This is a genomic window from Microbacterium pseudoresistens, from assembly GCF_013409745.1.
GTDB classification, from domain to species: domain Bacteria; phylum Actinomycetota; class Actinomycetes; order Actinomycetales; family Microbacteriaceae; genus Microbacterium; species Microbacterium pseudoresistens.
Window position 1 is genome coordinate 102,397 of the sequence record NZ_JACCBH010000001.1, and the last position, 22,232, is coordinate 124,628.

Sequence of the window (22,232 nt, forward strand, 5' to 3'; positions counted from 1 at the left end):
GTATCCGAGAACTCCCCCTCTGTCATGGGCCTGAGAGTTTCGCCCTGATCGGGCTTTCACCATCGGCGGATCTCGTTCGCTTCGCTCGAGATCGCTTTCCAGAGCGGCCTGACCTGCGCGGTAGGGGTACCTGAGAGATTGGCGGGGAGGCTTGCTCCTTCGGTGTCCGGCTGCCTTCGCCGGACTCTCCCGCACGGGTCTGCGGCCTGTGTTCGATTGTGCCCTCAGCATATCGGCTCGACGGGGAGCGGTGCACGGGAGTTGGACTTCGGGTAACGATGACCATAAGATGACCTCGGAGGTTAGAGTCACCATGACCAGAAGTGAGCGGGGCAGGATTCGCGTGGCGGTGTCCACGGTGATCCTCACGATGCGACGCGACCGGGGGGCGACTCCGCGCGTCGCGCTCCCCCTCGTGCGCCGCACCCGCGATCCGTTCCGCGGCGACTGGGCCCTGCCCGGCGGCTGGCTCGACGAGCAGGAGAGCCTGGAGGAGGCCGCGGCGCGCACCTTGGCCGAGACGACCGGTCTGGCGCCCAGCTACCTCGAGCAGCTCTACGCCTTCGGCGCCGTGCGTCGCTCGCCCTCGCGGGTCGTCTCGGTCGTGTACTGGGCGCTCCTGCGCGCCGATGAGGTCGACGCACAGAGCGCCGCGTTCGAGGCCAGCGGCACCGCCCCCGACAATGTCGCCTGGAACGATGCCGAATCGCTGCCGACGCTCGCCTTCGATCACAACCGGATCGTGGAGTACGCCCTGTGGCGGTTGCGCAACAAGGCCGGATACAGCCGTGTCGCCCAGGGCTTCCTGCCGCCGGCGTTCACTCTGGCCGACCTCCGCGAGGCGTACGAGACGATCCTCGGCCGGCGCCTGGACCCCGCCAACTTCCGCCGGCAGGTGGAGGCCGCGGGCAATCTCATCCCCACCGACGAGTTCCGCACGGGCAGCCACCGCCCGGCGCGGCTGTACCGCCACAACACCGATGTCGCGCTGGCCGATCGAGGCCCGCTCTCCCCCGAGGAAACGAGGACGCCATGACCACGCTCTTCCCGCACCCCTCGCTCGCCGACGCGATCGACCCCTCGGTCGACCACGCCATTCAGGCGATCGTCTCCGGCGCATCCACCGACGACACGTGCAGCACCGACCTCGCCGCCGGCCCCTGGAACTTCGACACCCGCCCCGGATACGGGCCCGGCTCCTCGATGGGCGATGTGATCCCCGTGGGCGCGCCGCGTCAGGGCGAGCTGCCGCAGGAGTACCGCGACGCCGATGAAGACGAGCTGCATGCGCGTATCGCGGCGGCCAAGGAGACCCTCGGCGACCGCGTGATCGTCATGGGCCACTTCTACCAGCGCGACGAGGTCGTGCAGCACGCCGACTACGTGGGCGACTCGTTCCAGCTCGCCACCGCGGCGAAGGAGCACGGCCGTGCAGAGGCGATCGTGTTCTGCGGTGTACACTTCATGGCCGAGACCGCGGACCTGCTCTCCGGTGCCGACCAAGCCGTGATCCTGCCGAACCTGGCCGCCGGCTGCTCGATGGCAGACATGGCCGACATCGACCAGGTCGAGGAGTGCTGGGAGCAGTTGGCCGATGTGCTCGGCCCCCTCGACGTACCGGATGCCGACGGTCGCGTTCCGGTGATCCCGGTCACCTACATGAACTCCTCGGCGGCGATCAAGGGCTTCGTAGGCCGCCACGGCGGGATCGTGTGCACCTCGTCGAACGCCCGCACCGTGCTGGAGTGGGCCTTCGCCCGGGGACGCCGCGTGCTCTTCTTCCCCGACCAGCACCTGGGCCGCAACACTGCCAAAGGCATGGGCGTCGCGCTGGAGCAGATGCCGATGTGGAACCCCCGTCGGCCGCTCGGCGGCAACGACGCCGACGCACTCGTCAACTCGCAGGTGATCCTCTGGCACGGCTTCTGCTCCGTGCACCGCCGCTTCACCGTCGATCAGATCGACCAGGCCCGCGCGGAGCATCCGGGGGTGCGCGTGATCGTGCATCCGGAGTGCCCGATGGAGGTCGTCGATGCCGCCGACGAAGCCGGGTCCACCGACTACATTCGAAAGGCGATCGCCGCAGCGACCGAGCCGACGACCTTCGCGGTGGGCACCGAGATCAACCTCGTGCGGCGGCTGGCCGCCCAGTACCCGCAGCATGAGATCTTCTGCCTCGATCCCGTCGTCTGCCCGTGCTCGACGATGTACCGCATCCACCCCGGCTACCTCGCCTGGGTGCTGGAAGAGCTCGTGGCCGGGCGCACGCCCAACCGCATCACGGTGCCCGCCGACGTGGCCGACCCCGCGCGTCTTGCCCTGGAGCGGATGCTCGCCGCCCGGCCGCCGGCGGCGGCATCGACTCCGGCGCAGGTCGAGACGCGCTGATGAAGGTCCTCATCGTCGGCGGCGGCATCGCGGGACTCACCGCGGCACTGCACGCCCGCGAGTCCGGACACGACACGACCCTGATCGTGAAGGGCACGCTCGGCGACGGCTCCACCCGCCTCGCGCAGGGCGGCATCGCCGGCGCGCACGGAGAGGGCGACTCCCCCGCGGCCCACGCCGAAGACACCCTGGCGGCGGGCGCGGGACTGTGCGACCCGGACGCCGTCGACGTGCTCGTGAACGCCGCAGCGGAGCGGATCGCCGAGCTCGTCGCCCGCGGCGTCGCGTTCGACCGGGACTCGGAGAAGCGCCTGCTGCTCGGCCGTGAGGCCGCGCACAGCGCGGCGCGCATCGCGCACGCCGGCGGGGACGCGACCGGAGCCGCGATCTCGCACGCCCTCGTCGACGCGGTGCGCCGTGCCGACATCTCCGTCTCCGAGCACGCCTTCCTCGTCGATGTGCTGACGGACCCGGGGGGCGCGTGCGGCGCTCTCCTGCTCATCGACGGCGCGAGGCGCGACGTCTCCGCCGACGCCGTCATCCTCGCCACCGGCGGGGCAGGGCAGCTGTTCGCGCACACGACGAATCCGGCCGAGATCACCGGCGACGGCATCGCCGCCGCCCTGCGCGCGGGCGCCGTGGTGCGCGATCTGGAGTTCGTGCAGTTCCACCCCACGATCCTCGTCGCACCAGGGCCGGCGTTCCTCGTCTCGGAAGCCGTGCGCGGCGACGGCGCCGTGCTCGTCGACGCCGACGGCCGACGTTTCATGCTCGATGAGCATCCGGAGGCGGAGCTCGCCCCGCGCGACGTCGTCGCCAGGGCCGTGGCGCGGCACGCATCCGCGCAGGATGCTCCCGTGCGGCTCGACGCCACCGGTCTCGGCGCCGAGCTCCTCGCCGCGCGCTTCCCCACGATCGACCGGGTCACGCGCGAGCGCGGGTTCGACTGGGCGCGCGACCCCATTCCGGTCACCCCTGCCGCGCACTACCTGATGGGCGGTGTCGCCACCGATCTCAACGGACGCAGCACCGTGCCGGGCCTGTTCGCCGTCGGCGAGGTCGCCCGCACGGGAGTGCACGGCGCGAACCGGCTGGCCTCGAACTCGCTGCTCGAAGGAGCCGTCTTCGCCGCCCGTGCCGTCGCTGCGCTCGAGGAACCGCGTCGCCGCGGGGTCATCGCCCCGGCCGCCGTGCGAGCAGGCACCCGGGAGCATCCCGTCGTCTTCGACACCGCTCTTGACCCGCACGTATTCTCCCGTGCCGCGCTGCAGGAGCTGATGTGGGCGCACGCCGGGCTCCTGCGCACCGCCGACGGGCTCGCCGCGGCTCTGTCGACCGTGCGGGCGTGGCGCTCGAGCCGCCCGGCGCCGCGCACCGTCGCCGAGCACGAGGATGCGAACCTGCTCGCGCTGGCCGAAGAAGTCACGACGGCGGCACTGGCCCGTCCCGCCTCGGTCGGGGCGCACCATCTCGACACCCACCCCGCCCTGATCGGAGTCGCATGATCACGCCCGCCGTTCTGCACCGCGTCGTCGGAGCCGCTCTCGAAGAAGACGCCCCGTGGGGCGATGTCACCAGCACCGCTCTGCTGCCCGCCGATGCCGTCGCCACGGCCGACCTCGTCGCGCGAGAGCCGGGCGTCTTCAGCGGCGGAGAGGTGTTCGCGACGGCGTTCGGACTCACCGATCCGTCGATCGCGGTCGATCTGCACTTCGCCGACGGCGATGCGTTCTCGCCCGGCGACGTGCTCGCCACGGTCACCGGACCCGCCCGCGGGGTGCTGACCGCCGAGCGCATCGGCCTGAACTTCGTCCAACGGATGAGCGGCATCGCCACACTCACGGCCGCGTACGTCGCGGCCATGGCCGGCACGCGTGCGCGCATCGCCGATACGCGCAAGACCACGCCGGGCCTTCGTGCCTTCGAGCGGCACGCCGTCACCAGCGGCGGCGGCCGTAATCACCGCTTCTCCCTGTCGGATGCCGTGATGGCCAAAGACAACCACCTCGCCGTCCTGCAGCGCGACGGCGCGGATCTGGCCTCGGCGCTGCGCGACGCCATCGCGACCCTCCCCCACACCACGCATGTCGTCGTCGAGGTCGACCGCCCCGATCAGATCCCCGCCGTGCTCGACGGCGGAGCGAACACGGTGCTGCTCGACAACTTCTCGCTCGACGACCTGCGGTCCGCGGTCGCGCTCATCGGCGACCGCGCCGTCGTCGAGGCATCCGGCGGCGTGAACCTCGACACCGTGCGCGGCATCGCCGAGACCGGCGTCGACGTCATCTCGGTCGGGGCGCTCACCCACTCGGCACGGTCTGTCGATCTGGGCCTGGATGTGCGGATCGACTGACCAGCCATGACCGCGCCGCTCTACCTCGATCACGCCGCGACCTCGCCGGTGCGCGCCGAGGTGCTCACTGCGATGGCGCCGTTCCTCGCACGGGAGTACGGCAACCCCTCGAGCCATCACACGATCGGCGAGGCCGCGGCAGGTGCCCTCGCCGACGCTCGCGCACGAGTCGCCGCCGTACTGGGTGCACGCACGAGCGAGGTGATCTTCACTGCGGGCGGAACCGAGGCCGACAACCTCGCGATCAAGGGCATCGTCCTGCCCGCGCTCGCCCGGGGCCGGAACCACGTGATCACGACAGCGATCGAACACGAGGCGATCCTCGAATCGGTGGCGTACCTCGAACGCTTCCACGACGTGTCCTCGACGATCCTGCCCGTCGACGCGGCCGGCCGCGTGAGCCCCGACGATCTGCGGGTGGCGCTCCGCCCCGAGACCGCCCTGGTGTCGTTCGGGCACGCGAACAACGAGATCGGCACGGTGCAAGACGCACCTGCGCTCATCGCCGTCGCCCGTGAGGCCGGTGTTGCCGTGCACGTCGATGCCGTCCAGTCGGCGGGCTGGCTGCCCCTCGACGACCTCGGTGCGGATGCCGTCGCCGTCGCCGGTCACAAGCTCGGCGCCCCCAAGGGCACCGGTGCCCTGATCGTGCGCGGACGCGTTCCGCTGGAGCCGCTCCTGCACGGCGGCGGCCAGGAGCGCGGCCGTCGCTCCGGCACCGAGAACGTCGCAGGCGCCGTGGCTCTCGCCACCGCCCTCGAGCTCGCCGAGTCGGAACGCGCGCAGGCGACGTCGCGGGTGGGCGCCGAGACGGCACGATTCATCCGCGCCGTCCTCGCCGCGCTCCCGCAGTCGGCGCTCACCGGCGCACCGGAGATCGACGATCCCGGGCACCGGCTCCCAGGAACGGCGAGCTTCACGTTCGCGGGAACCTCGGGCGAAGCCGTGCTGCTGGAACTCGAGCGCCGCGGCGTGGTCTCCTCCAGCGGGTCGGCGTGCGCCGCGGGCAGCGACGATCCCTCACCCGTGCTCCTCGCCTGCGGCATCGCTCCGCAGATCGCTCAGACCTCGGTGCGGTTCACGACCGGGCGCACCGGGCTTCCCGGCGACACCCCGGAACGCCTCGCCGCGCTCGTGACCGACGCCGTGCGCGCCGTCAGCGGATAGCCTGAGCATCCGATTCCGATGAACCCTCCGATTCCGATGGACTCCGAAGGCAGGCGACGATGACGGGCGCGTGCTACGGCTGCACCCAGTCATCGCCGGGCGTCGTCCCGGTGCGGAACACCTGAGCCGCGAACCGCGCCGCGACGAACCCTTCGGCGAGCGCGTCGACAGCGTGTCCGCCCTGCGGATCGTCCGGCGCGCGATCAGCTCGGCGATCCGGCATCGGCATCGGCTCGTCTCCCGCCGCATCGAGCACGCGCGAGGCGGAGATCTGCTGAGCCGCGAGATCGGCGTACAGCCCCTCTGCGGCGAGCAGCTCGGCGTGGGTTCCCGACTCGACGATGCGCCCGGCATCCACGACGTGGATGACGTCTGCCCCGATGATCGTGGACAGCCGATGCGCGATCGACAGCGTCGTGCGCCCCCTGGAGACCTGATCGATCGCCTCCTGCACGACGCGCTCCGACACCGTGTCCAGCGCGCTCGTCGCCTCGTCGAGGAGCAGGACAGGCGGATCCTTCAGCAGCACCCGTGCGATGGCGATGCGCTGCTTCTCACCGCCCGACAAGCGGTAGCCGCGTTCACCGACGACGGTGTCGTATCCGAGCTCGAAGCCCTCGATGATGTGATGGATGTTCGCCGAACGACACGCTTCGGCGATCTGCTCATCCGTCGCGTCGGGCTTGGCGTAGCGCAGGTTCTCGCGGATCGTCGCGTGGAACAGGTACGTCTCCTGCGACACGATGCCGATGTCGTCGATGACCGATTCGAGGGTGAGGTCGCGAAGGTCGGCTCCGGCGAAGCGCACGACGCCCGACGTCGCCTCGTACAGGCGCGGCGCGAGGTACAGGATGGTCGTCTTGCCCGCACCCGACGGGCCCACGAAGGCGACGTGCTGTCCGGGCTCAGCGACGAAGGAGACGCCGTCGAGCGTGGGCCGCGCGTCCGGCGAGGCGTCGGGATACCGGAAGCGCACGTCGTCGAACTCGATGCGTCCGCGGGGCCCCGGTGCCTCCGATACGTCGATCGCCCCGGGGCGCTCCTGGATCTGGGGCACGAGATCGAGGTACTCGAAGATGCGCGCGAACAGCGCTCGCGAGGTCTGCACCTCCAGCGCGACGCGCATCATACCGACGAGCGGTGCGAGCAGGCGCGCCTGCACGGTGGTGAACGCGACGATGGTTCCCGCCGTGATCCCCCCCTCGGTGCCGCCGGTCATCAGCATCCCCGCAACGAGATAGATGACGGCGGGCACGGCCGACATGATGACGCTGACCACGGCGAAGAACCCCTGGCCGCTCATCGCACGCTTGATCTGCAGACGCACCTGGTTGGAGTTCTCGGCCTGGTATCGCTGGGACTCCGTCCGCTGCCGATTGAACGACTTCGACAGCAGGATGCCCGATACGCTCAGCGTCTCCTGCGTGATGCTCGTCAGCTCCGACAACGACTCCTGCGTCTGCCCGGCGATGCGCGCCCGCACCTGACCGACCCGGCGCTGCACGAGCACGAGCACCGGCATGATCACGACAGCGATCAGCGTGAGCCGCCAGTCGATGAGGATCATCGCCACGAGCGAGGCGATGACCGTGACGACGTTGCCGAGGATGCTCGTGACAGTCGAGGTGAGCACCCCCGAGACCCCGCCGACGTCGTTCTGCAGGCGCGATTGGATGACGCCGGTCTTGGTGCGGGTGAAGAATCCGAGCTCCATGGCCTGCAGATGCTCGAACAGCCGCACGCGCAGATCGCCGGTGACCGCGTTGCCGACCGTCGAGGTGAGCCACGTCTGCACCACGCCCAGCGCCGCGGAGAGCAGGAACAGGCCGATCATCACCGAGACGAGCACGATGAGCAGGTTCATCACGGGTCCGCCGGACGGCGGGAACAACGCCTCGTCGAAGACGCGTTGCACGATCAGCGGGGGGATCACGCCCAGCGCGGCGAGCAGCATCACGAGCAGGCCGGTGACGACGATGCGCCCGAGGTAGGGACGGAACAGGGCGACGACGCGCCGCCCGAGCCCGTCCACGCGCGGGGCTTCGGCGTTGCGCTTGCGCTGCGCCGCCTCGTCCACTCCGCGCAGTCCGCCCCCGCCGCCCGCTCGCCCGCCGCCCATGCTCATCCCGTCAGCGTAGTCCGGGGGTACCGACGCCCCGCGATCCGCCCTCCGGATCGGGAATGCCGTGTCGCCGCCGTCGGTTAGGCTGTAACGCTTCCCCCCCTTTCACACATCGTTCTTTCACACATCGTTCCGTCGATACCGCCTCCGCCAGCTCCACCGACTCCGACCGAGGTCATCCATGTCTGCCGTCGACACCGGCTCCCCGTCCACCGGCCCTGTCCAGATCGCCTCCGCCGACGCCGGCGTATCCGCCACGACCACGGATGCGCCCGAGATCCCCCGCGCCTCGATGCGCGTCATCTGGCTGCTGCTCGTAGCCGCCTTCGTCGCGATCCTCAACGAGACGACGATGGGCATCGCGATCCCGCATCTCAACGTCGACCTCGGCCTTCCTCCCGAGCTCGGCCAGTGGATGACGAGCGCGTTCATGCTGACCATGGCCGTCGTGATCCCGACGACCGGCTTCCTGCTGCAGCGGTTCAGCACCCGGCAGATCTTCCTCAGCGCGATGACGGCGTTCACCCTTGGCACGCTCGTGTGCCTCATCGCCCCCGGCTTCACCGTGCTGCTCATCGGTCGGGTGGTGCAGGCGGCGGGCACAGGCGTCATGCTGCCGCTGCTGATGACCACGATCATGAACGTCGTTCCCGCGCACTCGCGCGGTCGGATGATGGGCCGCGTCGGCCTCGTCATCTCGCTCGCGCCGGCGATCGGCCCGACCCTGGCCGGTGCGGTGCTCGACGCGCTGAACTGGCGCTGGCTGTTCGCCATCGTGCTGCCGATCGCCCTGGTCGCGCTCGCCATCGGCGCGAAGTGGATGACCAACCTCGGCGAGACCACGACGGCGCCGATCGATGTGCTCTCGATCATCCTGTCGGCACTCGGCTTCGGCGGGATCGTGTTCGGCCTCAGCCAGTTCGGCGGCGAGGGCGGCGATGGTCCGATCACCGGCGCCATCGCGCTCGCAGGCGGTGCGGTTGCGCTGGCGCTGTTCGTCTGGCGACAGCTCGTGCTGCAGCGCATCGACGACGCTCTGCTGGATCTGCGCGTCTTCCGTTCGATCAACTTCACGATCTCCGTCGTCATGATGACGGTGCTCGCGCTGTCGATGTTCGGCACGCTCACCCTGCTGCCCCAGTACCTGCAGAACGTGGTGCTGCTGAACGCGCTCGAGTCCGGCCTCATCCTGCTGCCGGGCTCGGTGCTGATGGGTGTTCTCGCCCCGCTGATGGGGCGCGTCTACGACGCCAGGGGTCCTCGAGTGCTCCTCATCCCGGGCACCGTGCTCGTCTCGGCCGCGCTCTTCTTCTACTCCACCGTCACCGAGCACACGCCCTGGTGGATGCTGATGATCGTGCAGACCTTCATGTCGGTGGGCTTGGCGATGTCGTTCACACCGCTGTTCTCGGCGTCGCTGGGGTCTCTGCAGCGCCGGTTCTACTCACACGGATCAGCCGTGCTGAACACGCTGCAGCAGGTCGGCGGCGCCGCCGGCGTCGCGCTGCTCACGGTGGCGTACTCGACGGTGCTTCACGCCGGGGAGCACGCGGGCCTGGAGACTCCTGTGGCCGGTGCCCCGGGCGCGCGCCTCGCTTTCCTCATCGCGGCCGTCATCTCGCTGCTCGTGGTCGTGCTGGCCTTCTTCGTGCGCCGACCCGATGAGCCCGAAGAGGGCGCTGCCTCGCACGGGCACTGATCCGGCAGCGGACGAAGGCCGACGGCGGAGAGTCAGTCGACGGCGGGTGCGCTGCAGCAGCCGTCGACACCGCAGCAGGATGCTTCGGACGTCTCGGCGAGCGGAATGAGGTTCTGTGCCGGAACGACCGGCTGAGTCGACGATGCAGACATGGCGTTCATCGTACGCCCGCTCCGGAGCATCAGGTGAGAAGACCCTCAGAATTCCCCGACTCGGCTTGAAGCGTCCTTCCGGAGCAGGCATCGTGGCCCGGACATGACCGCAGCCGCGGCATGTCCGCCACCGGAAGGAGCTCTTGTGCTCGCCCTGACCGACAACGCCAGCGCTATCGTGACCACGCTCGTCAGCCGTCAGACCGACGCCGACGACGCCGGACTGCGCATCCGCACGGCAGAGGCCGAGGGCCCTGCCGGTGAGCAGCGGCTCGCCGTCGACATCGCCGAGACACCCGAGCCGCAGGATCAGATCGTCGAACGCTCCGGCGCGCGCGTCTTCCTCGAGGAGGGCGCCGCGATCGCCCTGGACGACAAGGTTCTCGATGCCGGGGTCGACGAGGAGGGCGCCGTGTCGTTCTCCGTCCTCCCCCAACCGCTCTGACGCCGCACGACCGACACGACTCGAGGATGTCCCCGAGCGCAGTTCCCTGCCCGGGGGCATTCTCGCGTCAGCACATCGACTTATGCCGGGCCCTGCTAGTGTCGCCCCATGCCTCAGCACAAGTCTTTCCTGGCCCCCTCCGCTCTCGTGCTCGTGGCGATCGCAGGCGTTCTCGTCGGCTGCGCCCCGACAGCCCCGCATCCTGAGTCGTCAGCGAGTTCCACGCCGACGCCGACGGTATCCGCTTCTGCTCCCCCGGAGTCCGCGCCGTCGCCCGTCGATGCCGTCATCACGCTCGACGCTCTTGAGGTCGACGGCACCGCCATCGCCTATACGGACCATGAGGGCGTCATCGCCGCACTCGGCGATCTCCTCGGCTCGGTGCCCGCGCCCACGGAACCGGACGGGATGGGATTCCCCTTCTACGACTGGGGATCTGTCCGGCTCACCGTTCCGCAGGAAGGGCCGGCGTCGGTGTGGATCGGCGGAGAGACCGATGATGTGCGATTCTCGACCGCGCAGGGCATCGCGCTGGGCGCGTCGCGAGCGGATGCGCTCGCGGCAGGAGCGCAGGAGATCGGCCTTGACGAAGACGGCGACGGCATCGGCGACTATCTCGCGGTCGACATCGAAGAGGTGCCGAACACCACGTCACTGGTTCATCCCGGCCAGGTCGGGGTGCGCTACGTCATGCTCGCGATCGACGCTGACGTCGTGACCAAGATCTTCAGCAACGCCAACGACTACGCCGATCTCTGAGCCGCTCAGCGGGAACGAGGCGTGCGGTTCTCGGCCGACACCATCCACGCGAACTGCTCGAGTCCTTCGATCACGCCATGCAGGATGTCGGCCGTCGTCGGGTCTTCGTCATCGACGGCGTCGTGAACATCGCGGATCGTGCCGACGACGGCCTCGATGCGCTCGGTGATGAGATCGATCGCATCGGTGGTCAGCACCTCCCCCTGGGGGAAGACGGGGAGCGTGGTCGCTTTTGCAATCGTCGCGCTGCGCCCGTCGGGCACTGCGTGCAGGGCGCGCATCCGCTCCGCCACGGTATCGGCGAACTCGCGCGTCGCGTCGATGACCTCATCGAGCTGCAGATGCAGGTCGCGGAAGTTCGTGCCCACGATGTTCCAATGTGCCTGCTTGCCCTGCAGCGCGAGCTCGATGAGATCCACGAGCACGGCCTGCAGGTTCTTGGTCATCGTGGCGGACGCGCGGAAACCGCCCTCGGCGTTCTGCGGTCGAGTCCGCTTCGCCGCCCCCGTCGTACTGCCCGTCGATGTCTTCTTCGTCGGCGCCATCAGCGTCCTCCGTCCTCTCCGGGGCGCTCGAGAGCGCGCCTGGCCTCATCGTAGGCACGCATCCCCCGCCGAGAAAAGGGGGGCACTGAACCGCAGCCGCACCGCGGCCGTATGCCCCCGGACGCATACCGCTTCGCCTACCGTTGACGAATGGTGCGTCGTTTCCTCTCCCGTGTCTTCTGGAAGCTGAGCCGCTGGCGGCTCGCGACCGAGGCGGCGCCCGACCGCCCCACCGTGCTCGTCGGCGCACCGCACACATCGAACTGGGATTTCGTTCTCATGCTCGCGATCGCCTGGCGGCTCGGCGTGGACGTGCGCTGGCTCGGCAAGAAGAGCCTGTTTACCGGGTGGCGTGGACCGATCATGCGAGCCCTCGGCGGAATCCCTGTCGATCGTGCCGACCCGAGCGCGGTGGTCTCCGACGTCGTCGCCGAGATCCGTGATGGCGGCGTGTTCGGCCTGGTCGTCACTCCCGACGGCACGCGCGGTGCGCACACGCACTGGAAATCGGGCTTCTACCGCATCGCCCGCGAAACCGGGATGCCCGTGACCCTGGGATACGTCGACCGCACCACCATGACGACAGGGCTCGGCCCGACCTTCGAGCTCAGCGGAGACGTCGTCGCCGACATGGACCGGATCCGCGCATTCTATGCTGACAAGGCCGGCGTGCGTCCCGAGGGACGCGTGGAGCCCCGGCTGCGCGAAGAGCCGGCCCTGGTCTGATGACCATCGAGCGCTTTCGGATCGACGGGGCCGCGATCGGCACCATCGACGATCTCTACGACCAGCTCAATGCGCTTCTCATGGCCGACGAGGACTGGCGGATGGGGGCGAACCTCGACGCGCTCGATGATGTTCTCTACCGCTTCGACCACGATCTCGCGCGCGCGCCGCACGCCGAGTTCGTCTGGGACGGTCACGCCCACAGTGAGAGAGCCCTGGGCCTGGAGACGACGCGTCGGTGGCTGGAAGCGAAGCTCGACCGGCCCGGCATGTTCAACGAGAGCGGAATCCGTCGCCAGCTGGAGCAGTTGCTCGATGGTGAGGGGAAGACGTACTTCGAGATCGTGTGCCAGGTGTTCGGCGATCACCCGGGGGTTCGGCTCGATCTGCGGTGAGGCAAGCCCGCGGGATCAGTCCCAGTCGAGGTATTCCTCGAGGATCACGGCCGTCTCGATCGGGTGCGTCACCGGGAAGAGGTGATCGGCACCGTCGACGATCTTGATGCTCGCGCGCTCCGGCGCGGTGGCCTGCAGCGCCTCGGCGTTGGCCACGGGCGTCACGTCATCAGCCGTGGCCTGCACGATGAGCACCGGGATGGCAGGAGCCAGCGGAACATCCACGTCTTCCACGCCGAGCAGTGCGAGTCCGTTCACTCGATCCGGATGCGCCGAGGCGAATGCGCGGGCGACGGTGCCCCCGGCGCCGTGGCCGCCGATCCAGGTGTCGTCGAGACCGATCTCGTCGAGGATGGCGAGCACATCGGCCACGCGCTCATCGACGGACGAAGACGCTCCGCTGGCCGCGATCCGCACCAGGTGGAAGCCCGCCTCCTCCGCGAGGTAGTGGGCGACCACGCCCAACCCATCGCCTTCCAGTTCGCGTTCGGAGATCAGCACGAGCGAGACGGGGCCGTCGCCTTCGACGGCGTACGGCACGGCGCGTCCGGCGGGGTCGAGAATGCTCATCTGCGTCATCTGCGGATCGTCCTTCGGCATGGTCGGCGCGGGAGTGGGGAATTCTCAGTCTATGCGGGCCGCGCGACACGAACAGGGCATCGGGGTCGGCGTCATCCGTTGGAGACAGCCTCGATGGCGGCATGCGGTCGGCTGCCAGGATCGGAGCGCGTGACGACGTCCACGATCTCGAACCCCTCGTTCCGAAGAAGACGACGCATGGCGTCTACGGGCCAGAAGTATGCCGTGGTCACCGCATGGTCGAAGGGCTCGGTTCTCGGCCCTTCGAAGAATCCGAGGAGGAGGGATCCGCCGGGCGCGAGACAGCGCGCGAACTCGTGCAGGGTGGTCGGCATCCGGGCGGGTTCGACGTGGATCAGGGAGTACCACGACAGCAGGCCGGCGAGCGCGCCCGTGTCCACCGGGAGAGTCTCCAACGCGCCTCGTTGGAAGGCGGTATCGGGAAAGCGCGCACGTGCACTCGCGATGAACTCCGGCACGAGATCGACGCCTTCGATGTCAGCTCCGAGCCCACGCAGATATGCCGTCCAGTGTCCCGGCCCGCACCCGGCGTCGAGGATGCGACCATCGATCCGCGCCGCCCAGTCCGCGATCAGGGCACGGTCCCGCGGCGACATCGCGTCGATGTCTCCCAACAGGTCGACGTACTCGTCGGCGCGCTCGCCGTACGCCGCGCGGACCGCCGCGACGCTCTCGGATTCATCCACGTGCCGACGTTATCGGTTCGACCTGCCGCCCTGGCGCATCCAGGGGCGACGTCAAGAGAACATCTGGCCGAGCACCGTCAGGTCGCCCGAATCAAGCGCCTTCTGAATCTGATCGATCACTGCCGGGTTCGTGAACATGACCTTCAGGCTGTCATTCCAGATGCCGCGCATGGTGTCGACGTCGCCCGCATCGGCAGCACGGCCCATCCCCTCGATGGCCTCCTGATAGGGGATCTGCTGGAAGCCTTCTCCTGCTTCGTTCGGGTTGTAGTACGGCACCCACGCAATAGTGGGATCGGGGTCGAGCCGCAGCACCTGGTCAGGATGAATGTCCCGCGTGTGGTTGAGCGTCGCGAGCATTATCCCGTTGTAGATGCAGAGCCGGTCACCGATCACCGTCGGCACGTCACCGGGCGCAACGGTATATGACACGATGGCGCCCTCATCGTCGAGCCCCACGGTGCCGGAGGCGAAGTCGCGCGCGCCTTGATCCACGATCTCGCCCGTCACTTCTGCGCTCATCCCGCCGATATGGATGTACGCCGGTGACTCGCAGCCCGCGGTTTCGTCCGCAGGAACATAGGTCCCATGACCGACGTCCACATAGCCCTCCGGGAGGCCGGTCTCCACCTCAGGCTCGGAAGCGCTCGCCCCTTGGCTTGCCGAAGGCGTCGGAGACAGATCGTCCGCCATAGGCACCGTGGTAGCAGTGCATCCGGCGAGCGCGAGAGCGACCACCCCGAGAACGGCAAGGGCACTCGAAAGCGTGGCCGCGGGCATGACGCTTCTCGCACTCATGCAGCCAGAGTAACGCCCAGCGCAGCACGTTAAACCAGCGCAGCACGCTGAATCGGAACTCCATCGCGTTCACACACACACCAACGTCTGGCGCGAGCCGAGCCAGAGGTCGGGTCCGGCCGGTGGTCGCCTTCCGCGACGACGGTCAATTAGCCCGTCGATAGTGCATCGCAACCGCGCCGTTGCTGAGCGGATCTGTCGAGACCAGGTCGAGGCGACGGGTGCGGGGCAGCCCATCCTGATACAGGGTGGGGCCGTGGCCGGTGATCATGGGGTGGATGAGGAGTTTGTACTCGTCGATCAGATCCAACCGGTCCAGCTCTGTCGCGAGTCTGCCGCTACCGACGAGCACCCCGTTCCCCAGCCGATCCTTGAGGTCCTGTACCGCCGTGCGCAGGTCGCCGACGACGCGGTGGCTGTTGGTCCACGGGAAGTCGCTCCGGGTCGCCGACACGACGTACTTGGGCTTGGCTTCCAACTTGACGGCCCACTCGCGCATCGCCGGCGGCGCATCGATGCTTCCGCGGGCGACCGCCGGCCAGTAGCTCTCCATCATCTCGTAGGTGGTGCGGCCCCAGAGCAGTGCGTCGCACTCGTCCATCAGACGGGTGAAGTGGGCATGTGTCTCGTCGTCGGCGATGCCCTCCCGGTGGTCGACGCAGCCATCCAGAGTGACGTTGATGCTGAAGATCAGAGGAGCCATCCGGCGATTCTAGATCGCCGAAGTCGATTGCGATGCGCCTCGAAGAGCCGTCGAAGCTCTGTCAGATCGGCCTCAGAGCAATACCGCGACATCGCCCTGAACCTGCTCGCCGCCTCTACGAGCGGCACGGCTTCACTCCCGACTCGGAAGACGACATGGACGTCTGGATGACCCGCCACCGGCACCAGGGCCTCTGACGCCGGCTCACACGGCCTGGTCGAGCGGTCTGCGCCAGACGAGCACGGCGACGGCGACGACGAGGATGAGCGCGGTGAGCGCGAAGGGCACCGGGATCAGCGGATCGATGAGCACGAGGACACCTGCCAGCGGCACGACGGCATTGACGATCCGATCGGCGCGCGGCCGGATCCCCAGCACCCAGACGCCGAGGATGAAGACCGCGAGCGGGATGGTGTACGCGAAGGACGCCCAAGGCTGGTGCAGCTCGCCTTGCCCGGTCAGGACGTCGATCTCGACCTCGATTCCCGCAGAGAGCGCTCCCGCCGCCGCGAAGATGAAGTAGTGCCCGTAGCCGTAGGCCAGGGATCTGCCGAGTGAACTGATCGCGCGGTGGTGCGGCGGCCAGAAGTAGATCCACCACACCGCTGCGGTCGCGATCAACGCGAGCGAGGCGAGTCCGATCAGTGACCCGAGCCCCTCATTGTCGTGCAGGGCCTCGATGATCGCGTTCGCCGAGCCGAGCAGGCTCTCACCGAGGACGATCAGAGTGAACAGCCCGTAGCGCTCCGTGATGTGGTGCGGATGCCAGGGTGTCGTCCCTGTGCGTTCGGCAACGATCGGCACCGCGAGCTCCGCGGCGACCAGCACCACGAGCGCAACGAAGAACATCGATCTCGGAAGCAGCAGCGAGGCCAGCCACAGGGCTTGGACCAGAGTGATGCCGCCGGCGTAGATCAGCGTCGCGCGGCGGGCGGGGCCTGCCGATCGCGAGGCGCGCAGCCACTGTGCGACGAGCGCCAGGCGCATGACGACGTAGGCGATGATCAGCACGGAGAAGTCGTGGTCGTCGAAAGCCGGTTGGATGCCGGAGGCGAGGACGAGCACGCCGCCCATCTGCATAATCGTGAGAACCCGATAGAGCCAGTCGTCGGTATCGAAGGAGGTGGCGAACCAGGTGAAGTTCATCCATGCCCACCAGATCCCGAAGAACACGATCGCGTAGTTCACGATGCCGTCCAGCACGTGGCCCTCGGACAGGGCGTGATGCAGCTGGACAGAGGCGATGCTGACGGCGACCACGAAGACGAGGTCGAAGAAGAGCTCGAGCGTCGAGGCGGCGCGGCGCTCCTCGCCGGGGTCGCGAGGTCTCATGGGGACGAGGCGGAATCGGGATGTCGTCATGGTGAAGCCTTCTGTGCAGAGGAGGTCCCGGGAGCCGTCATGCGACGACTTCCGGGACCTCATCGTCGTCCACGTCAGTCCTCGGGGACAACCTCGAGCGTGTTGCGACGCACCGGCGCGGTCGACATCGTCACCGAGTACTGGCTATCGGAGTACTTCTCGAGGAAGGAGGCATCAACGTCCTGGTTCGTCTCCTCGTCCTCCGGGTCGACGGGCACGAAGCGCACCGCCTTCTCGACGCCTCCGGCCGAGATCCGGCCGCGGCCGGTCTCCAGCGCCGGCCCGTACCACTTGCCCTGCGTGCCGTTGAAGGAGCGGATGAAGATCCGGTTCCCCACCGGCACCGACCAGATGTCGACGGTCTTGGGAGTCGTCCCGTCGGGCAGGGTCGCCCCGACGGTGAAGTAGGTGTCGGCGTTGATGCGGTCGAGTTCGTCCTTCGTCCATCCAGCCATGATGTGGTCCTCTGTTCGAGATATGTTCAGTGTGCCAGGGCGACCCGCCCGCCATCCTGCTCGGCGGCCAGATATCGGCTGACCCCTGCCGTTCCCTCTTTCCTATTCAGGCAGGAGCCGAGGGCAACTGCGACCTCATCCGCCGTTCGTATTGTCGTGTCGAACTCCAACCTGTCAAGCCGGTGTCGAAATGAGCCGCGCCCGTTCGTGGTCCTGATAGCCGGGATGCAACGATTCCGGTCCGATCAGGAAGGGCGCCCTCCATGTATACCGATCCGATGTTGGCGATCACCTATCACCAGGCCGAGATCCAGCGGGCCATGGTCGAGGCGGAGCGGCGTCGCGTTGCCGCTGAGCGCGGGGCGGCCGCCAAGGCCGAGCGCCCGCTGCGGCAGTCTTCCGACCGCACGCCGATCCGACGGCTTTTCCGGAAGACTGTCGCAAGCTGAACGGCCCGGTCGGAGAGCAGATGCAGCGAGGAGATGATGACCATGCCGGAACCCCAGGACGACACTCGGGATGTCGCGACGGTGATCACGCGCACGCATCGCGAGGAGTGGGCGCGGATCGTCGCGGGACTCATGCGGCGGTTCGGAGACCTCGACCTGGCCGAGGAGATGACCGCGGAGGCGTTCGCGACCGCCGTCGAGCGCTGGCCGGCACACGGCATACCGCCGAACCCTGCCGGGTGGGTGACCACGACAGCGAATCGCAGGGCGATCGACCGGCTGCGACGTGAGGCGCGTCGAGACGAGAAGCACCGGGACGCGCTGCGGCTGCAGGATCCGGAACCCGCCGCCCCGACCGGCGCCATCGAGGATGATCGGCTTCGGCTGCTGTTCATCTGCTGCCATCCGGAGCTCTCGCTCGACGCGCGTGTTGCGCTGACCTTGAGGATCGTCGGCGGGCTCACCGTCGCCGAGATCGCCCATGCATTCCTCGTGCAGGACACGACCATGGGTCAGCGGATCAGCCGGGCCAAGGCGAAAATCAAAGCGGCCGGCATCCCCTTCGCGATCCCCGCGGCGGAGGACATCCCCGCGCGCATCGATGCGGTCCTCGTGGTGCTGTACCTCGTCTTCAACGAGGGATACCTCGCTTCGGGTCCCGACACGCCCGCGATCCGGCGCGAGCTGACCGCCGAGGGGATCCGGCTCACCCGGCTCGCACATGAACTCCGGCCTGACGATGCCGAGGTGGTCGGTCTGCTCGCGTTGATGCTGCTCACCGACGCCCGCTCTCAGGCCCGTGTCTCGGCCGACGGTGAACTGGTGCGGCTCGATGAGCAGGATCGTGGGTCCTGGGACCGCGAGCTGATCGCCGAAGGTCTGCACCTGCTCGGATCACGGGAGGGTGATGAACCCTCCGGCAGATACCGGCTGCTCGCGGAGATCAATGCTGCACACGTCACCGCCCCGCATCCGCGTGACACCGACTGGGCGCGCATCGCGCGCCTCTACTCCCGGCTCGAGGAGATCGACCCGAGTCCACTCGTCACGCTCAATAAGGCCATCGCGCTCTCCGAGCACGACTCACCCGACCTCGCTCTCGCGATCGTCGACCGACTCACCGACGAGCTCGACGGCCACCACGCCTTCCACGTCACCCGTGCGGAACTGCTGCGCGCGACCGGCCGCTCCGCAGACGCCCGAGCGGCCTATGACCGCGCCATCGATCTGGCCGGGAACACCGCCGAGACGGCTCACCTCATCCGCCGACGAAATCAGCTCGCACCATCGAATGGAGAACCCTCATGAGCAGCAAGTACCTCGTCATCCACATGTCCGACCCCACCGGCACCGATCTGACCCCGTCCGAGGACCAGGCGATGCTCGAACGCTGGGCTGCCGAGGGCGAAGCGACAGGACGTCTCGGCGAGGGGGCACCTGTCGCGGGTGCCGAGCAGGCGAAGTCCGTCGTCGTCCGTGACGGCCGAGCCCTGATTACCGACGGCCCGTTCCCCGAGTTCAAGGAGTGGTTCGCCGGCTATGACGTCATCACCGCCGACTCGATCGACGAGGCCGCCGAGTACATGACGAAGCATCCGGTCGCGACCCTCGGCCGCATCTACATTCTTCCGCAGGTGAGACTGCCGTGGGATGAGGAGTGACCGGCAACCTCGTCAACGACGCTAGACGTTGAACCGGGACTCGACCGGGTTACGTCACCGTTAGCGCTGTCACCGCAGGTGTGAAAACAAGCAACTGCTGATGATGCACGACGTATCCGACGCGACCTTTCGGACGAGTCGGCGTCACGTCCGCTCGCTCACGCGACCTTCAACGGTGTGATCTGGGCGATTTGCTCGGATACTCGATCCTCTGCGACCTCCAGTTCGTACTGCGTCTGCAGGTTCAGCCAGAACTGCGGCGAGATGCCGAAATAGCGCCCCAGCCGCAGCGCGGTGTCGGCCGTGATCGCACGCTTGCCATGGACGATCTCGTTGATGCGCCGCGGCGGCACTCCGATCGACACGGCGAGCTTGTTCTGTGTGATGCCGAACCCCTCGATGAAGTCCTCCATCAGAACCTCGCCCGGATGGATGGGCGGGTAGAGCTTCCTGGACATGATCACTCCTCAGTGGTAGTCGACGATTTCAACGTCCTCGGGTCCGGCGTCGGTCCACCTGAAGCAGATCCGCCATTGGTCGTTGACCCGTATGCTGTGTTGGCCGGCTCGATCACTCTTGAGCGCCTCCAGACGGTTTCCTGGGGGCACCCGCAACGCGTCGAGCGACGACGCGGCATCGAGCAGATGCAGCTTCCGATTCGCCGTTTTGTGTATGCGCGGATCGAATCGCTTCGCCGGTTCGCGACGCCAGACACGCGCGGTGTCACGGTCGGCAAACGATCTGATCACGGGCTCAGTCTATAACGCAATGCGTCAATAACGCTAGACGTTAAACCGGAACTCCACCTAGTTCCGGCGCGGACCAACCTCTGCTCCAGCATTTCGTCACCGTGTTTCGGCGTGCTCAGCGAGCCACAGTGCGGCTGTCTGACAATCATCGGGGGCAGCCGGCCACGACGGCAACACCCAGAGCATCCACGAGACGACGATTCGGTATATCGCTACCAGCGGCGGATCCGCGATAGAAGCCGCCCGTGTGGATCTCCAAGAGCACACCTTCGGGCGGTTGCCCCACCGGCATATGGATGCGCACACGCACGTCACGCTCGCCAGCGCTCACCGTCTCCACCGACGGAGCCGGCACGCACTCGGCTGGCGCGGGAGCAGCTTCTCGAGCCTGAGTGAGCTCACCGAGACCACGAGGCCCCTGCCCAGGACGTCGGCGTGCATAGAAAGCCTGGGACTCTTCAACCAGAGACAAGAGTTCAGGATCGATCAGAGACGACTTCTCAACCCGCATGGGATGCAACTTTACGGGGCATCACACGACCGCAACACGATCGGCAAGCGCCCATATTATGGCATCTCAACTCGTCAAAGGTTCAGTTTGAGAAGCGGAAATCCACCACGTTCCGGCAGATACGAACATCTACACTCAGGTACGTCAGCGTCCCCTGAATGAAGCGCTCAGGCGAACATCGGCCGCGGATCGAACGTCACGCGAACCGCAACGATCCTTCCGTCTTCGACGTGGGTCCAGTTCGCGACCTGCATCGGAGCTTTGTCGCCGATCCGGAGTTCCGACCAGGTGACGACGTCGTCTTCGGAGGCCAAGCGCAGCCGCACGGTGTTCGTCTCCGTCGCCGCGAACATTCCCGCCAGCCCTTCCAAGAACTCATCGGGACCGCGCGTGGATCCGAGAGCTCCATCAAACGTAACTTCCGGATGCAGCAGGTCGCGGAGCGGCTCGGGATCGCCGGCCGCCCAGCACTCGAAGTAGAACTCGGCGATTGCCGCGGGCGTCATCTCTGAGGAAGTCATGTTTCCATGCTCTCCTCCTCGATTACAGAAGTAAAACATCTACTCTTTATCTGAACTAGCATCCATGGTTATGGAACTGCATCAGCTCCGATACGTCATCGAGGTGGGCCGGCTCGGTTCGTTCACCGCGGCCGCGAGTGCGCTCCACGTCAGCCAGCCCGGCGTCTCCGCCCAGGTCGCGAAGCTCGAGCGCGAGCTCGGCGTCACGCTCTTCGACCGATCCTCGCGCACGCCACGTCTCACGCCCGAGGGCCAGGCGATGATGCCGACGATGCAAGCTGTGCTCGCAGGAATCGACGAGCTTGAGCTCGTGAGCAACGAACTGGTCGGACTCGTTCGAGGGAACGTGCGGATCGGCACGATCATCGGATGCACGATCCCGGGCTTCCTCGATGGCTTCGCGGAGTTCCGTACAGATCACCCGGGAGTGAGCGCGACGCTGGTCGAGGATGACTCGGACACATTGCTCGCGGGGTTGCTGGCGGGCGATCTCGACGTGGTGCTGCTCGCACATTCCGAACCGCTTCCGTCGACGATCACCAGTGTGACGTTCGTCGACGAGGCCATCTCCGTCGGAGTGCCGGAGGATCATCCGTGGTGCGGGAGCGGTGCGCTCGATGTCCACGAACTCGCGGATGTAGAAGTCATCACGCTCGCGGTCGGCACTGGCATCCGCGCCGCGCTGGATCAGATGAGCGACGCGGCGGAACGCGACCTCCGACCCGCGGTCGAAGCACACTCCCCCGACACCGTGCTCGAGCTAGCTGCCCGCGGCGCGGGCGTCGCTGTGCTCTCAGAATCGATGATCGATCCGCCGCTCGTCGCTGTTCCTCTGCGCCACGCAATGCATGCCGCACTTTCCGTTGCTGTTCGCCCGGGCCCTGGTCCTGCCGCCCACGCGCTGTTCAACGTCCTCCGCCGGAATCTCACTGCTGCGAGCTGAAAGCCACATCGCGCGCCGGTGCCAGACAGCGCCCCGCCCGCCC

Annotated in this window: 25 protein-coding genes and 2 riboswitches; of the genes, 14 read left to right on the plus strand and 11 right to left on the minus strand. The window is 67.7% G+C overall.

What is annotated here, in order from left to right:
- Nucleotides 1-9: 9 nt before the first annotated feature.
- A riboswitch (glycine riboswitch) is annotated at nt 10-108 on the minus strand.
- Nucleotides 109-202: riboswitch (glycine riboswitch) on the minus strand.
- A 111-nt stretch (nt 203-313) separates the two neighbouring features.
- From BKA02_RS00490 to BKA02_RS00510, 5 genes are read left to right on the plus strand one after another with little or no spacing between them, the layout of a single operon-like run.
- Nucleotides 314-1,036 carry an NUDIX hydrolase gene (locus tag BKA02_RS00490; protein WP_179430276.1) on the plus strand — a complete coding sequence of 241 codons (723 nt, stop codon included), beginning with the start codon at nt 314-316 and terminating at the stop codon, nt 1,034-1,036.
- Complete coding sequence (nadA, locus tag BKA02_RS00495) at nt 1,033-2,388, plus strand: quinolinate synthase NadA (protein WP_179430278.1); 1,356 nt, start codon at nt 1,033-1,035, stop codon at nt 2,386-2,388. The genes BKA02_RS00490 and nadA overlap by 4 nt, the downstream gene beginning before the upstream one ends.
- Nucleotides 2,388-3,893: an L-aspartate oxidase gene (gene nadB, locus BKA02_RS00500; RefSeq protein WP_246285944.1), complete on the plus strand. Its 1,506-nt coding sequence runs from the start codon at nt 2,388-2,390 to the stop codon at nt 3,891-3,893. Before nadA ends, nadB begins: the two co-directional genes overlap by 1 nt.
- Complete coding sequence (gene nadC / locus BKA02_RS00505) at nt 3,890-4,741, plus strand: carboxylating nicotinate-nucleotide diphosphorylase (RefSeq protein ID WP_179430280.1); 852 nt, start codon at nt 3,890-3,892, stop codon at nt 4,739-4,741. The genes nadB and nadC overlap by 4 nt, the downstream gene beginning before the upstream one ends.
- 6 nt (nt 4,742-4,747) lie before the next feature.
- Nucleotides 4,748-5,908 carry a cysteine desulfurase family protein gene (locus BKA02_RS00510; RefSeq protein ID WP_179430282.1) on the plus strand — a complete coding sequence of 387 codons (1,161 nt, stop codon included), beginning with the start codon at nt 4,748-4,750 and terminating at the stop codon, nt 5,906-5,908.
- 73 nt (nt 5,909-5,981) lie between these two features.
- Here BKA02_RS00510 and BKA02_RS00515 read toward each other — a convergent pair whose 3' ends face one another.
- Nucleotides 5,982-8,027: an ABC transporter ATP-binding protein gene (locus BKA02_RS00515; RefSeq protein ID WP_218844602.1), complete on the minus strand. Its 2,046-nt coding sequence runs from the start codon at nt 8,025-8,027 to the stop codon at nt 5,982-5,984.
- Nucleotides 8,028-8,211: 184 nt separating this feature from the next.
- On the opposite strand from BKA02_RS00515, the gene BKA02_RS00520 reads away from it, so the two are divergent.
- The 3 genes from BKA02_RS00520 (at nt 8,212) to BKA02_RS00530 (ending at nt 11,085) form a co-directional block, all read left to right on the plus strand.
- Entirely contained in the window at nt 8,212-9,729 is a 1,518-nt protein-coding gene (locus BKA02_RS00520; RefSeq protein ID WP_179430286.1) for an MDR family MFS transporter, read from the plus strand.
- A 297-nt stretch (nt 9,730-10,026) separates the two neighbouring features.
- Nucleotides 10,027-10,326 carry a Fe-S cluster assembly protein HesB gene (locus BKA02_RS00525; RefSeq protein ID WP_179430288.1) on the plus strand — a complete coding sequence of 100 codons (300 nt, stop codon included), beginning with the start codon at nt 10,027-10,029 and terminating at the stop codon, nt 10,324-10,326.
- A gap of 108 nt (nt 10,327-10,434) precedes the next feature.
- A complete protein-coding gene (locus BKA02_RS00530) occupies nt 10,435-11,085 on the plus strand; it encodes a hypothetical protein (protein WP_179430290.1) in 651 nt (216 codons plus the stop codon).
- A 5-nt stretch (nt 11,086-11,090) separates the two neighbouring features.
- Here BKA02_RS00530 and BKA02_RS00535 read toward each other — a convergent pair whose 3' ends face one another.
- The gene (locus BKA02_RS00535; RefSeq protein WP_179430292.1) at nt 11,091-11,630 is read right to left on the minus strand and encodes a Dps family protein; all 540 of its coding nucleotides are present in this window, start codon (nt 11,628-11,630) and stop codon (nt 11,091-11,093) included.
- A 150-nt stretch (nt 11,631-11,780) separates the two neighbouring features.
- Between BKA02_RS00535 and BKA02_RS00540 the strand changes: the two genes are divergently transcribed.
- Nucleotides 11,781-12,356 (plus strand): 1-acyl-sn-glycerol-3-phosphate acyltransferase, encoded by a 576-nt coding sequence (locus tag BKA02_RS00540; protein ID WP_179430294.1) that lies wholly within the window; start codon nt 11,781-11,783, stop codon nt 12,354-12,356.
- Nucleotides 12,356-12,751, plus strand: a complete 396-nt coding sequence (locus BKA02_RS00545) for a barstar family protein (protein ID WP_179430296.1) — start codon at nt 12,356-12,358, stop codon at nt 12,749-12,751. Before BKA02_RS00540 ends, BKA02_RS00545 begins: the two co-directional genes overlap by 1 nt.
- 15 nt (nt 12,752-12,766) lie before the next feature.
- Here BKA02_RS00545 and BKA02_RS00550 read toward each other — a convergent pair whose 3' ends face one another.
- From BKA02_RS00550 to BKA02_RS00575, 6 genes are all read right to left on the minus strand, one after another.
- Nucleotides 12,767-13,330: an alpha/beta fold hydrolase gene (locus BKA02_RS00550; RefSeq protein ID WP_179430299.1), complete on the minus strand. Its 564-nt coding sequence runs from the start codon at nt 13,328-13,330 to the stop codon at nt 12,767-12,769.
- A gap of 92 nt (nt 13,331-13,422) precedes the next feature.
- Nucleotides 13,423-14,037: a class I SAM-dependent methyltransferase gene (locus BKA02_RS00555; protein ID WP_343045305.1), complete on the minus strand. Its 615-nt coding sequence runs from the start codon at nt 14,035-14,037 to the stop codon at nt 13,423-13,425.
- A gap of 51 nt (nt 14,038-14,088) precedes the next feature.
- Nucleotides 14,089-14,835 (minus strand): hypothetical protein, encoded by a 747-nt coding sequence (locus BKA02_RS00560; protein ID WP_179430301.1) that lies wholly within the window; start codon nt 14,833-14,835, stop codon nt 14,089-14,091.
- A 145-nt stretch (nt 14,836-14,980) separates the two neighbouring features.
- Nucleotides 14,981-15,538, minus strand: coding sequence for a dihydrofolate reductase family protein (locus BKA02_RS00565; RefSeq protein ID WP_179430303.1), 558 nt, complete (start codon nt 15,536-15,538; stop codon nt 14,981-14,983).
- A 204-nt stretch (nt 15,539-15,742) separates the two neighbouring features.
- Nucleotides 15,743-16,900, minus strand: coding sequence for a low temperature requirement protein A (locus tag BKA02_RS00570; RefSeq protein ID WP_179430305.1), 1,158 nt, complete (start codon nt 16,898-16,900; stop codon nt 15,743-15,745).
- 74 nt (nt 16,901-16,974) lie between these two features.
- Complete coding sequence (locus BKA02_RS00575; protein ID WP_179430307.1) at nt 16,975-17,355, minus strand: DUF2255 family protein; 381 nt, start codon at nt 17,353-17,355, stop codon at nt 16,975-16,977.
- Between the two features lie 263 nt (nt 17,356-17,618).
- Here BKA02_RS00575 and BKA02_RS00580 point away from each other — a divergent pair, with 263 nt between their 5' ends.
- From BKA02_RS00580 to BKA02_RS00590, 3 genes are read left to right on the plus strand one after another with little or no spacing between them, the layout of a single operon-like run.
- Nucleotides 17,619-17,804 (plus strand): hypothetical protein, encoded by a 186-nt coding sequence (locus BKA02_RS00580; protein ID WP_179430309.1) that lies wholly within the window; start codon nt 17,619-17,621, stop codon nt 17,802-17,804.
- Between the two features lie 42 nt (nt 17,805-17,846).
- Complete coding sequence (locus tag BKA02_RS00585) at nt 17,847-19,112, plus strand: RNA polymerase sigma factor (RefSeq protein ID WP_179430311.1); 1,266 nt, start codon at nt 17,847-17,849, stop codon at nt 19,110-19,112.
- Complete coding sequence (locus BKA02_RS00590; RefSeq protein WP_179430313.1) at nt 19,109-19,465, plus strand: YciI family protein; 357 nt, start codon at nt 19,109-19,111, stop codon at nt 19,463-19,465. The genes BKA02_RS00585 and BKA02_RS00590 overlap by 4 nt, the downstream gene beginning before the upstream one ends.
- A gap of 158 nt (nt 19,466-19,623) precedes the next feature.
- On the opposite strand, the gene BKA02_RS00595 is transcribed toward BKA02_RS00590, so the two are convergent.
- The 3 genes from BKA02_RS00595 to BKA02_RS00605 form a co-directional block, all read right to left on the minus strand.
- Nucleotides 19,624-19,923: a HigA family addiction module antitoxin gene (locus BKA02_RS00595; protein ID WP_179430315.1), complete on the minus strand. Its 300-nt coding sequence runs from the start codon at nt 19,921-19,923 to the stop codon at nt 19,624-19,626.
- A gap of 9 nt (nt 19,924-19,932) precedes the next feature.
- Nucleotides 19,933-20,214 (minus strand): type II toxin-antitoxin system RelE/ParE family toxin, encoded by a 282-nt coding sequence (locus BKA02_RS00600; protein WP_179430316.1) that lies wholly within the window; start codon nt 20,212-20,214, stop codon nt 19,933-19,935.
- A 678-nt stretch (nt 20,215-20,892) separates the two neighbouring features.
- The gene (locus tag BKA02_RS00605; protein ID WP_218844387.1) at nt 20,893-21,246 is read right to left on the minus strand and encodes a nuclear transport factor 2 family protein; all 354 of its coding nucleotides are present in this window, start codon (nt 21,244-21,246) and stop codon (nt 20,893-20,895) included.
- Nucleotides 21,247-21,316: 70 nt separating this feature from the next.
- Here BKA02_RS00605 and BKA02_RS00610 point away from each other — a divergent pair, with 70 nt between their 5' ends.
- Nucleotides 21,317-22,189: a LysR family transcriptional regulator gene (locus tag BKA02_RS00610; protein ID WP_179430318.1), complete on the plus strand. Its 873-nt coding sequence runs from the start codon at nt 21,317-21,319 to the stop codon at nt 22,187-22,189.
- The last annotated feature ends 43 nt before the right edge of the window (nt 22,190-22,232 follow it).

Bases quoted from the DNA above. Each gene is read 5' to 3' on its own strand.
- BKA02_RS00490 (WP_179430276.1), top strand. From the start codon at position 314: ATGACCAGAAGTGAGCGGGGCAGGATTCGCGTGGCGGTGTCCACGGTG.
- nadA (WP_179430278.1), top strand. From the start codon at position 1,033: ATGACCACGCTCTTCCCGCACCCCTCGCTCGCCGACGCGATCGACCCC.
- nadB (WP_246285944.1), top strand. From the start codon at position 2,388: ATGAAGGTCCTCATCGTCGGCGGCGGCATCGCGGGACTCACCGCGGCA.
- nadC (WP_179430280.1), top strand. From the start codon at position 3,890: ATGATCACGCCCGCCGTTCTGCACCGCGTCGTCGGAGCCGCTCTCGAA.
- BKA02_RS00510 (WP_179430282.1), top strand. From the start codon at position 4,748: ATGACCGCGCCGCTCTACCTCGATCACGCCGCGACCTCGCCGGTGCGC.
- BKA02_RS00515 (WP_218844602.1), bottom strand. From the start codon at position 8,027: ATGGGCGGCGGGCGAGCGGGCGGCGGGGGCGGACTGCGCGGAGTGGAC.
- BKA02_RS00520 (WP_179430286.1), top strand. From the start codon at position 8,212: ATGTCTGCCGTCGACACCGGCTCCCCGTCCACCGGCCCTGTCCAGATC.
- BKA02_RS00530 (WP_179430290.1), top strand. From the start codon at position 10,435: ATGCCTCAGCACAAGTCTTTCCTGGCCCCCTCCGCTCTCGTGCTCGTG.
- BKA02_RS00535 (WP_179430292.1), bottom strand. From the start codon at position 11,630: ATGGCGCCGACGAAGAAGACATCGACGGGCAGTACGACGGGGGCGGCG.
- BKA02_RS00540 (WP_179430294.1), top strand. From the start codon at position 11,781: ATGGTGCGTCGTTTCCTCTCCCGTGTCTTCTGGAAGCTGAGCCGCTGG.
- BKA02_RS00545 (WP_179430296.1), top strand. From the start codon at position 12,356: ATGACCATCGAGCGCTTTCGGATCGACGGGGCCGCGATCGGCACCATC.
- BKA02_RS00550 (WP_179430299.1), bottom strand. From the start codon at position 13,330: ATGACGCAGATGAGCATTCTCGACCCCGCCGGACGCGCCGTGCCGTAC.
- BKA02_RS00560 (WP_179430301.1), bottom strand. From the start codon at position 14,835: ATGAGTGCGAGAAGCGTCATGCCCGCGGCCACGCTTTCGAGTGCCCTT.
- BKA02_RS00565 (WP_179430303.1), bottom strand. From the start codon at position 15,538: ATGGCTCCTCTGATCTTCAGCATCAACGTCACTCTGGATGGCTGCGTC.
- BKA02_RS00570 (WP_179430305.1), bottom strand. From the start codon at position 16,900: ATGACGACATCCCGATTCCGCCTCGTCCCCATGAGACCTCGCGACCCC.
- BKA02_RS00575 (WP_179430307.1), bottom strand. From the start codon at position 17,355: ATGGCTGGATGGACGAAGGACGAACTCGACCGCATCAACGCCGACACC.
- BKA02_RS00580 (WP_179430309.1), top strand. From the start codon at position 17,619: ATGTATACCGATCCGATGTTGGCGATCACCTATCACCAGGCCGAGATC.
- BKA02_RS00585 (WP_179430311.1), top strand. From the start codon at position 17,847: ATGCCGGAACCCCAGGACGACACTCGGGATGTCGCGACGGTGATCACG.
- BKA02_RS00590 (WP_179430313.1), top strand. From the start codon at position 19,109: ATGAGCAGCAAGTACCTCGTCATCCACATGTCCGACCCCACCGGCACC.
- BKA02_RS00595 (WP_179430315.1), bottom strand. From the start codon at position 19,923: ATGTCCAGGAAGCTCTACCCGCCCATCCATCCGGGCGAGGTTCTGATG.
- BKA02_RS00605 (WP_218844387.1), bottom strand. From the start codon at position 21,246: ATGACTTCCTCAGAGATGACGCCCGCGGCAATCGCCGAGTTCTACTTC.
- BKA02_RS00610 (WP_179430318.1), top strand. From the start codon at position 21,317: ATGGAACTGCATCAGCTCCGATACGTCATCGAGGTGGGCCGGCTCGGT.